The 1,286-nt window shown below is 60.7% G+C and carries 1 protein-coding gene; it reads right to left on the bottom strand.

The window, feature by feature from the left end; all coding sequences use genetic code 11:
- Positions 1 to 1,233 (bottom strand): IS1182 family transposase (locus CFR80_RS18225; protein WP_110507857.1); only part of this gene is annotated, 1,233 nt, incomplete at its 3' end.
- Between the last annotated feature and the right edge of the window lie 53 nt (positions 1,234 to 1,286).

Here is a 1,286-nt window from a genome sequence, read left to right as displayed (position 1 = left end):
GATGCTTTTGATAATTCCAAAGACCGGTTCAACGGTCTGTTTTCGTAGTCTGTAAACATCTCCGGCTTTTGTGGTTTCCAGTTTTTTCTTCATGGCGAGCCGCCAGGGTTCGGTTATCCGGCGTGGCTCCTTTGCTTCGGGATGGGGTCGGAAGTCGTAAGGTCTGCGGGCACAGGGCCGTCCAATGGCGACCAGCGGATCAATGCCCTTTTCCTGCAGTTTCCGGACCGCCTGTCCGCTGGCGTAACCGGTGTCGGCAAGCACCTTCTCCGGGAGACCGATTGTGTCTTCCATCGACAGCACCGTGTCGGCAAAGGATGGCGCATCCGCTGACGTGGCGACAACGCCGGTTGTCACGATCAGCTGGCTGCCTTCGGCGCAGACTACGGCCTGGGCATTGTAAGCCTGCCGGAACTCGTGGGCATCCGAACGCCGCATGAGGCGGCTGTCGGGATCGGTCAGGCTGATCTGCCGGTCGGGTGGTGGTTCATCGTCGGGCGGTTTGGGCGCCCTGCCACGACGCCCTGTTTTTGCGTCATACACCGCCTTCTTCTTCTCGTATGCCGGTCGCGCCGCCTCGGCCTGCGCCTTCGCATCTGCTTCCAGCCGGGCGCAGGCTTCGTCCAACTTCGCTTTCAGCGCTTCCCGGCGGGCAAGTTCTTCCGGCAATGCCTGCGGATCACTGTCTGTGGCATCTGCGTGCTCCGCCTGGTCCATCAGTTTCGCGATATCCACCGCCAGCTGTTCGCGCAGCGCCCTGATCCGGTCGTAGCGCACCGAACGGTATTTCGAAGCGTCGGCATCGATTTTCGTGCCGTCGATCGACACAACGCCCAGACGCAGCAGGCCTGTCTCGCGCGCCAGAAGCAGGACCTGTGCAAATGCAGCTTCAATGGCGCCCCTGTTCGTCCGGCGGAAGGTCGCAATCGTATCATGATCCGGATGCAGGTTCGCCGCCACGAAGCGCACCCCGATGTCGCGATATGTCGCCCGCTCGATCCGGCGTGAGGAAAACAACCCGTTCGCATAGCTGAAGATCAGAAGGGCCAGCATCAGGCGCGGATGATACTGCGCCTTGCCTCCCGTGCGCACTGGCACGCAGAACGCACTCATCGGAACCCGCTCAACGGCTGCGACAATGAAATGCGCCATATCGTCAGCAGGAAGCCACGACTTCAGATCAGGCGGCAGAAGATACGGCTGAGACCGGTCAAATGGGATGAAACTGCTCATCTCACCACCTTACAACCTTACCCCTTCACAGGGTACCCCAACCCGACAGGCTG

This window comes from Komagataeibacter oboediens, from assembly GCF_003207815.1.
Classification (GTDB): Bacteria; Pseudomonadota; Alphaproteobacteria; order Acetobacterales; family Acetobacteraceae; genus Komagataeibacter; species Komagataeibacter oboediens.
Note: the sequence above shows the minus strand (reverse complement) of the source record. Positions and strands in the feature narration are given on the sequence as shown.